This is a genomic window from uncultured Acidovorax sp. (assembly GCF_964021665.1).
Classification (GTDB): Bacteria; Pseudomonadota; Gammaproteobacteria; order Burkholderiales; family Burkholderiaceae_C; genus Acidovorax; species Acidovorax temperans.
The window spans coordinates 1-8,782 of the sequence record NZ_CAXIAK010000121.1; the positions used below are offsets into that span (position 1 = coordinate 1).

Consider the following 8,782-nt stretch of genomic DNA (forward strand, 5'->3'; position numbering starts at 1 on the left):
CGTCCCCTTTTTACTGGATCAAGCCGCCTGCGGGCTTAACTGACTGGCATTGGGCGCCAGCGGGCTTTTTTTCGCCCTGCCCATCCGCCGACGCGCCCCGGTGGACGGGCCCACTGCCCGGCGGTGGTAGACGCCGCCGCGCGGGGCGCAGCACCCGGCGCACAATACGCGCTTCGCCAGCGGCACGCCCGCCAAGAAATATCAGTCAAATCAGCCTCTAGCGCTTTATTTATAAGCGCTGATAGCTATCAAATTCAGAGTCACCGCTTGTCTTCCCGTCCATCTTCCGCGCTGTCGCCTGCCCAATCGGTTTTGCAGGATGTCTTTGGCTACGAGGAGTTTCGCGGCCCGCAACAGGCCATCGTTGAGCATGTGATTGCGGGCAGTGACGCGCTGGTGCTCATGCCCACAGGCGGCGGCAAGAGCCTCTGCTACCAGGTGCCTGCCATCGTACGGCAGCGGCAGGGCAAGGGCGTGACCATCGTGGTGTCGCCGCTGATCGCGCTGATGCACGACCAAGTGGGGGCTTTGCACGAAGCGGGGGTGGATGCGGCGTTTCTCAACTCCACGCTCGACTTTGACGCCACGCAAGACGTGGAATGGCGGCTGCAAACCGGCCAGATCACGCTGCTGTATGCCGCGCCCGAGCGGCTGAACACGCCGCGCTTTCTGGGCCTGCTCGACAGCCTGTACGACAGCGGCAACCTGTCACTGTTCGCCATTGACGAAGCCCACTGCGTGAGCCAGTGGGGGCACGACTTCCGCCCTGAGTACCGGGCGCTGACGCTGCTGCACGAGCGCTACCCGCAGGTGCCGCGCATTGCGCTCACGGCCACGGCCGATGCCCTGACGCGCGAAGACATCATCGAGCGGCTGCAGTTGCAGGATGCACGCCTGTTCATCAGCAGCTTTGACCGGCCCAACATCCGCTACACCATCGTCGAAAAGAAGGACGCCACCACGCAACTGCTGCGCTTCATCGAGCGTGAGCATTCGGGCGAGGCAGGCGTGGTGTATTGCCAGTCGCGCAAGCGCGTGGAAGAGCTGGCCGCCACGCTGCAGGATGCGGGCATCAACGCCCTGCCTTACCACGCAGGGCTGGACACCAAAGTGCGCCAGAACCACCAGGACCGCTTTCTGCGCGAAGAAGGCATCGTGATGGTGGCGACGATTGCGTTTGGCATGGGCATCGACAAGCCCGATGTGCGCTTTGTGGCGCATGTGGACATGCCCAAGAACATCGAAGGCTACTACCAGGAAACCGGCCGCGCGGGCCGTGACGGGCTGAACGCGGATGCTTGGATGGCCTACGGCCTGCAGGACGTGATGAACCAGCGCCGCATGATCGACGAGAGCCCGGCGGGTGAGGAGTTCAAGCAGGCGTTGCGCGGCAAGCTCGATGCCCTGCTGGCCCTGGCCGAAGCCACCGACTGCCGCCGCGTGCGGCTGCTGGCCTACTTTGGCGAGGCCTCCACCCCCTGCGGCAATTGCGACAACTGCCTGAACCCACCCGCCGTGTGGGATGCCACGGACGCCGCACGCAAGCTCCTGTCCACCATCTACCGCGTGCACCAGGCCAGCGGCATCGGCTTTGGTGCTGGGCACATCATGGACATCTTGCGCGGCAAGAAGACGGACAAGGTGGCACAGTTCGGGCACGACAAGCTCTCCACCTTCGGGATTGGCGCAGACCTGACCGAGCCCCAGCTGCGCGGCGTGCTGCGCCAGCTGATTGCCACCGGGGCTGTCGGCCTGCAGAAGGTGATGCTGGACAGCGGCATGAGTTTTGACACGCTGTGCCTCACCGAAGGCTCACGCGCCGTACTCAAGGGCGAGGTGCCGGTGCAACTGCGCGAATCCGTATCGGCCGCCGCGCCCAAGCGCACGCGCAAGAGCAGCGCCCCACCAGCCGCCGCCGCCAACCTGGGGCCCGACGCGCAGGTGCGCTTCATCAACCTCAAGGCCTGGCGCGCCGAGGTGGCCCGCGAACACAACCTGCCCGCCTACGTCATCTTCCACGATGCCACGCTGGCAGCCATTGCCGAGCGCAACCCCGCTTCGCTGGACGACCTGCAGGGCATCAGCGGCATGGGCGCGAAGAAACTGGAAGCGTATGGTTCTGAAGTGCTGCGGGTGTGCGCGGCAGCGGCCCAATGAAACAAGCACCCACCATGAAAAAGAGGCGCTGCGAGCAGCGCCTCTCAGGCTGAAAACTCGACGTTGAGGGCCCGTAGGCCCTCAACGTGCACAGCTTATCGTCAGCCCAGCACGGCCTTCAGTGCGTTGTTGAACGTCTGGCTGGGGCGCATGATCGCGTCCAGCTTGGCCGTATCGGGCAGGTAGTAGCCGCCGATATCGACAGGCTTGCCTTGTACGGCGTTCAGCTCGTCTACGATCTTCTGCTCGTCGGCAGCCAGCTGCTTGGCCAAAGGTGCGAACTTGGCGGCCAGTTCGGCGTCCTCGGTCTGCGCGGCCAGCTCTTGTGCCCAGTACAGGGCCAGGTAGAACTGGCTGCCGCGGTTGTCCAGCTGGCCGGTCTTGGGGCTGGGGTTCTTGTTGTTGTCCAGCAGCTTGCCGGTGGCGGCATCCAGCGTCTTGGCCAGGACCTTGGCCTTGGCGTTGCCGGTCTTGATGCCGAGGTCTTCCAGCGACACGGCCAGGGCCAGGAATTCACCCAGCGAATCCCAGCGCAGGTGGTTTTCTTCCACCAGCTGCTGCACGTGCTTCGGAGCCGAGCCGCCCGCACCGGTTTCGTACATGCCGCCACCAGCCATCAAAGGCACGATGGACAGCATCTTGGCCGAGGTGCCCAGTTCCATGATGGGGAACAGGTCGGTCAGGTAGTCGCGCAGGATGTTGCCGGTGGCGCTGATGGTGTCCAGGCCACGGATCACGCGCTCCAGCGTGTAACGCATCGCACGCACCTGGCTCATGATCTGGATATCGAGGCCGGTGGTGTCGTGCTCGTGCAGATACATCTTGACCTTGGTGATCAGCTGCGCCTCGTGCGGACGGTACGAGTCGAGCCAGAACACCACGGGCATGCCGGAGTTGCGGGCGCGGTTCACGGCCAGCTTCACCCAGTCGCGGATCGCGGCGTCCTTGGTCTGGCACATGCGCCAGATGTCGCCTTGCTCCACGTTCTGGCTCAGCAGCACTTCGCCGGTGGCCAGGTCGGTGATGTTGGCCACGCCGTCTTCGGGGATCTCGAAGGTCTTGTCGTGGCTGCCGTATTCCTCGGCCTGCTGGGCCATCAGGCCCACGTTGGGCACCGTGCCCATGGTCTTGGGGTCGAACGCGCCGTGCCACTTGCAGAAGTTGATCATCTCCTGGTAGATGCGGGCAAAGGTCGATTCGGGCATCACGGCCTTCACGTCCTTGAGGCGGCCGTTGGCGTCCCACATCTTGCCGCCGTTGCGGATCATGGCGGGCATGGAGGCGTCCACGATGATGTCGTTGGGCGAGTGGAAGTTGGTGATGCCCTTGGCGGAATCGACCATGGCCAGCTCGGGGCGGTGTTCGTGGCAGGCGTGCAGGTCGCGCTTGATCTCGTCGCGCTGGCTTTGTGGCAGCGATTCGATCTTGGTGTACAGATCGACCATGCCGTTGTTCACGTTCACGCCCAGTTCTTCAAAAGTCTTGGCGTGCTTGGCGAACGCGTCTTTGTAGAAGATCTTCACGCAGTGGCCGAACACGATGGGGTGCGAGACCTTCATCATGGTGGCCTTCACGTGCAGCGAGAACATCACGCCGGTCTTGCGTGCGTCTTCGATTTCCTTTTCGTAGAACTCCAGCAGGGCCTTCTTGCTCATGAACATGCTGTCGATCACTTCGCGGTCGAGCAGGCTGACCTTGGGCTTCAGGATGATGGTCTTGCCGCTCTTGGTGATCAGCTCCATCTTCACGTCACGGGCGCGGTCCAGCGTCATGGACTTTTCGCCGTGGTAGAAGTCGCCAGCGTGCATGTGCGAGACGTGCGAGCGCGAAGCCTGGCTCCACTCGGCCATGCTGTGGGGGTTCTTGCGGGCGTATTCCTTGACGGCCTTGGGGGCGCGGCGGTCGGAGTTGCCTTCACGCAGCACGGGGTTCACGGCAGAGCCGATGCACTTGCCGTAGCGGGCCTTGATTTCCTTTTCTTTGTCGTCCTTGGGCTGGTCGGGGTAGTCGGGCAGCGCATAGCCCTTGGACTGCAGCTCGGCAATGGCCGCCTTGAGCTGAGACACCGAAGCAGAGATGTTGGGCAGCTTGATGATGTTGGCATCAGGCTGCAGGGTCTTCTTGCCCAGTTCGGCCAGCGTGTTGGGCACGCGCTGTTCTTCCTTCAGGTACTCCGGAAACTCCCCCAGCACCCGTGCTGCGACCGAGATGTCGCTCTCGGTCACGTTGATACCCGCCGGGGCCGTAAAGCTGCGAACGATGGGCAGGAAAGACGCAGTGGCCAGGCGTGGCGCTTCGTCTGTCAGGGTGTAGATGATGGAGGGTTGCTGTGTACTCATGACTTGTCTCGAGGAACAGGAGTGGAAAAGCCACCGGCCCGCAAAACAGACCAGCGACAGCGATCAAATTCGAATGGTCTCCGATTCTGCTTGCGCCGGGCTGTCTAAATGCCCTTTTTTTGCAATGGATTCTCATAATGCAAAAAAACAGCCATCGGAGGCCAGTTTTTTTACCCAACAGCCCCTCTTTGGCCGCCCCGAACCTCAAAACGCGGGATTTGCGCCCCCACCGGGGCCGCCACGGTCGAGGGCGTCACATCGGGCGCGCCGGGGACACGGCGGCAAACCTGCACGGCCCAGTGGCGCACGCCCTGGCCAGCCAGCTGGTCGCCCAGGGCCTGAAGTTCTTGCGCCTCATACAGCCCGGCGTGCCAGGTGGTGCGGCATTCAAACGCGACGGGGCTGGCCTGCAAAAGGGTCAGCGATTCAAACGCACGGGCACCGCTGCCCGGCACGCCGGTGATGTCGGCATAGCGGTGCTCTGGGCCTTTGATGTCGAGCCCCACCCAGTCGAGCAGGGGCAGCACAGCGGCTAGGCGCTCGGGGTACATGCCGCCGGTGTGCAGGGCCGTGGCAAAGCCCAGGGCGCGCACTTCTTCCAGCGCCTGCGGCAGGCCCGCTTGCAGGGTGGGCTCTCCGCCCGAGAACACCACGCCGTCCAGCAAGCCCTGGCGCTTGCGCAAGAAGGCCAGCACCTGCGGCCAGTCCATCTCGGCGGGCGTGGTGGCGTCGAGCAGTTCGGGGTTGTGGCAATAGCTGCAGCGCCAGGGGCAGCCCTGGCAATACAGCACGGCCGCCAGCCGACCGGGGAAGTCGATGGTGGTCAGCGGCGTGATGCCGCCAATGCGCAGCGTGTGGGCCGGGGCAGGGCTGGGGTTAGCGGGCACAGCCGCGCTCGCTGAAGAACTGGCGCTCGTGGTGCTCGCCCTGCTTGCCCGTGTTGAAGCTGGCCACGGGGCGGTGGTAACCCATCACGCGGGTCCACACCTCGCAGGGCTGGCGTTCGGCGTCGGTCAACTGCACGGCGGCGGCCAGGGCGGTGTTCTCGGTGGTGGAAACGTGGGTCATGGCAAAACTCCTTGGTGGGTGGTTGGGAATCAGGTTGCTTCAAAAACAATAGCTGCTAGCGCTTGATAGATAAGCGCTGGAGCCCTGTTTGGCTTGTACTACGCTGCCAGCTGCGCACGCTTGGCGGCCAGCCGCTCTTCATCGCAGCGCGGGCAGAACGGGTGCTCGCCCGCCAGGTAGCCGTGTGTGGGGCAGATGGAGAACGTGGGTGTGACGGTGATGTAGGGCAGGCGAAAGTTCGTCAGCGCCCGTTTCACCAGCTCGCGGCAGGCGGCGCCGCTGGACAGGCGCTCGCCCATGTACAGGTGCAGCACCGTGCCGCCGGTGTATTTGGACTGCAGCGCCTCTTGCCGCATCAGCGCCTCGAACGGGTCGTCCGTGAAGCCCACGGGCAGTTGGGACGAGTTGGTGTAGTACGGCTGCTCGGCCGTGCCCGCTTGCAAGATGTGGGGCCAGCGCTTTTTGTCTTCTTTGGCAAAGCGGTAGGTGGTGCCTTCGGCGGGCGTGGCCTCCAGGTTGTAGAGGTGGCCAGTTTCTTCCTGGAACTGCGCCATGCGTTCGCGCACGTGGTCGAGCAGGCGCAGGGCCAGCGCGTGGCCAAAGTCGCTGGTGATGTCTTCGCGGCCGTGGGTGAAGTTGCGCACCATCTCGTTGATGCCGTTCACGCCCAGCGTGCTGAAGTGGTTGCGCAGCGTGCCCAGATACCGCTTGGTGTAGGGGAACAGGCCCTGGTCCATCAGCCGCTGAATCAGCTTGCGCTTGGTCTCCAGGCTTTGCTTGCCCAGTTCCATCAGGCGGTCCAGCGCGGCAAACAGGCCCGCTTCATCGCCCGCGTGCTGGTAGCCCAGGCGCGCGCAGTTGATGGTGACCACGCCCAGACTGCCCGTCTGCTCGGCGCTGCCGAACAGGCCGTTGCCGCGCTTGAGCAGTTCACGCAAATCCAGCTGCAGGCGGCAGCACATGGAACGCACCATGTTCGGCTCCAGCTCGGAATTGATGAAGTTCTGGAAGTACGGCAAGCCGTACTTGGCCGTCATGTCGAACAGCTGCTGCGCGTTCTCGCTCTCCCACGGAAAGTCTTTAGTGATGTTGTACGTGGGGATGGGGAAGGTGAACGCGCGGCCCTTGGCATCGCCCGTGGTCATCACGTCGATGTAGGCGCGGTTGATGAGGTCCATCTCCACCTGCAGGTCGCCGTAGGCAAACGGCATCTCCTGCCCTGCGATCACCGGCACCTGCTCGCGCAGGTCGTCGGGGCAAGTCCAGTCGAAGGTGAGGTTGGTGAACGGCGTCTGTGTGCCCCAGCGCGAGGGCACGTTGAGGTTGTAGACCAGCTCCTGGATGCACTGGCGCACGGCGGCGTAGTCCATGCCGTCCTTGCGCACATAGGGCGCCATGTAGGTGTCGAACGACGAGAACGCCTGCGCGCCCGCCCACTCGTTTTGCAGCGTGCCCAGAAAGTTCACGATCTGCCCCACGGCGGAACTCATGTGCTTGGGCGGCCCCGCCTCCACCTTGCCGGGCACGCCGTTCAGGCCCTCGTGCAGCAGTGTGCGCAGCGACCAGCCCGCGCAGTAGCCGCTGAGCATGTCGAGGTCGTGAATGTGGATGTCGCCATTGCGGTGCGCCTCGCCGATCTCAGGCGTGTACACGTGCGACAGCCAGTAGTTGGCCGTGACCTTGCCCGCCACGTTCAGGATCAGCCCGCCCAGCGAGTAGCCCTGGTTGGCATTCGCGCTCACGCGCCAGTCGGCCCGCGTGAGGTATTCGTTGATGGAGCTTTCCACATCCACCAGCGTCTGCCTGTCGGCGCGTAGCGTGGCGTGCTGCTCGCGGTAGACGATGTACGCGCGCGCGGTGGCCAGGTGGTTGGCGGCGATCAGCGTCTGCTCGGCCACGTCCTGGATCTGCTCCACCGTGGGAGCTTCGCCATGAAAGCGGTGGATCAGCACCTTGGTGACCTGCGCGGTGAGCAGCGCGGCTTCTTCGGCGCCGTATTCACCCGAGGCCTGGCCTGCGCTGGCCAGTGCAGCGCGGATGCGTTCTGCGTCAAAAGGAACGCGCTGACCGCTGCGCAAAACGACCTCGCGGGGCAAGGTAACAAGGGTGGATGCCATGGGTTTGACCAATCTACGAGATGGAGTAAAACACTACCTATGGTGTCCACGATACCCATCAAACACCATAGGTAGTTTGACCCAACACAAACGCACCGGTAAGCGAGGGTAAAAAAACCGGCCCGCAGGCCGGCGAAAGCAATGCGCGCAGGCGCGGCGCGGTCAGGCGTGCGCAGCTTCTTGCTCCTCGATGCGGGGGTAGAAATCGCGGTCTTCGCGCTGCATGCGTTCGTACACCTTGCGCAACACCACGTTGGCTTCGGCGCGGAAGCCCTTCTCGTCGGTGCGCAGGCTTTCGGCCGTATTCCAGCGGCGCGCAAAGGCGTCGTAGGCGCTGGCGATCGGGCCCATGTCGCTTTGACTATGTCGCTTTGATACTGGCGGCCCCTGCGCGCCAGGCTGGCATTGCCGCTGCGCTGCAGGGCAGGGTACAGCGCCTGGTCTTCCACCGCCAGATGCAGCTTGATGGTGCTGCTCATGGCAACGATGCGCTGCGCGATTTCGGCCGCATTGCGCTCCACCCCGGCGTGGGTCAACTGCCGCAGCAGATCGATGCTGCGCAGGATGTCGAGATGCTGGTGCTTGAATTTGTCGATGTTCACGGAAGGACTCCTGGGGTGATGAAACGGGCACGGCGGGTGGTGCGCCAAAGCGCACGCGCCACACCGATGGGACACCCTTCCATCGCAAGCTGCAGGCCACCGCACTCTTCTTTATGAATCAAGGGCTTGCATGCGTCACGGTCATTTTCACCATCACTATTCATGGTTCAAGATACCCATCCATGGTGATAAATACCTTGGCCGTGGAAGCCGTTTTCGCCGACCTGGTGACCGAGCAGCCACAAGCCGTGCGCCTGCAGCGCCAGTGCATCCAGGCCGCCCTCGCCCGCCACGCCGGCAACCGGGAGGGCGCTGCCCGCGAGCTGGACATCGACGCGAGCAACCTGCACAAGCTGGCGCGCCGCCTTGCGCTGAAGGATTGGCTATTAAAAACATAGCTGCTGGCGCTTTCTGCATAAGCGCTGCAAACCATTTTTCGGCTCTTCTAGGGGCTGTTGAGAATCAAGCACAACGGCTCGGAGGGCTGTGATGCAATAGG

General features: G+C 63.6%; 5 protein-coding genes and 2 pseudogenes. 2 read left to right on the top strand and 5 right to left on the bottom strand.

What is annotated here, in order from left to right:
- Positions 1-291: 291 nt before the first annotated feature.
- The gene (gene recQ / locus AADJ04_RS16785) at positions 292-2,157 is read left to right on the top strand and encodes a DNA helicase RecQ (protein ID WP_341240317.1); all 1,866 of its coding nucleotides are present in this window, start codon (positions 292-294) and stop codon (positions 2,155-2,157) included.
- 101 nt (positions 2,158-2,258) lie between these two features.
- Here the strand turns inward: recQ and AADJ04_RS16790 are convergent, their stop codons facing one another.
- The 5 genes and pseudogenes from AADJ04_RS16790 to AADJ04_RS16810 all read right to left on the bottom strand — a co-directional run bounded on the left by AADJ04_RS16790 (position 2,259) and on the right by AADJ04_RS16810 (position 8,283).
- Positions 2,259-4,496, bottom strand: a complete 2,238-nt coding sequence (locus AADJ04_RS16790; RefSeq protein WP_341240315.1) for an NADP-dependent isocitrate dehydrogenase — start codon at positions 4,494-4,496, stop codon at positions 2,259-2,261.
- A gap of 170 nt (positions 4,497-4,666) precedes the next feature.
- Entirely contained in the window at positions 4,667-5,383 is a 717-nt protein-coding gene (locus AADJ04_RS16795; RefSeq protein WP_244939159.1) for an anaerobic ribonucleoside-triphosphate reductase activating protein, read from the bottom strand.
- Positions 5,373-5,564, bottom strand: a complete 192-nt coding sequence (gene nrdD / locus AADJ04_RS16800) for an anaerobic ribonucleoside-triphosphate reductase (protein ID WP_044397112.1) — start codon at positions 5,562-5,564, stop codon at positions 5,373-5,375. Before nrdD ends, AADJ04_RS16795 begins: the two co-directional genes overlap by 11 nt.
- A 98-nt stretch (positions 5,565-5,662) precedes the next feature.
- Positions 5,663-7,681, bottom strand: coding sequence for a ribonucleoside triphosphate reductase (locus AADJ04_RS16805; RefSeq protein WP_341240316.1), 2,019 nt, complete (start codon positions 7,679-7,681; stop codon positions 5,663-5,665).
- A gap of 162 nt (positions 7,682-7,843) precedes the next feature.
- Positions 7,844-8,283 (bottom strand): annotated as a pseudogene (locus AADJ04_RS16810) (hemerythrin domain-containing protein).
- A 257-nt stretch (positions 8,284-8,540) separates the two neighbouring features.
- On the opposite strand from AADJ04_RS16810, the pseudogene AADJ04_RS16815 reads away from it, so the two are divergent.
- A pseudogene (locus AADJ04_RS16815) lies at positions 8,541-8,681 on the top strand (helix-turn-helix domain-containing protein); the annotation flags it as partial.
- Positions 8,682-8,782 lie beyond the last annotated feature (101 nt).

Bases quoted from the DNA above. Each gene is read 5' to 3' on its own strand.
- AADJ04_RS16790 (WP_341240315.1), bottom strand. From the start codon at position 4,496: ATGAGTACACAGCAACCCTCCATCATCTACACCCTGACAGACGAAGCG.
- nrdD (WP_044397112.1), bottom strand. From the start codon at position 5,564: ATGACCCACGTTTCCACCACCGAGAACACCGCCCTGGCCGCCGCCGTG.
- AADJ04_RS16805 (WP_341240316.1), bottom strand. From the start codon at position 7,681: ATGGCATCCACCCTTGTTACCTTGCCCCGCGAGGTCGTTTTGCGCAGC.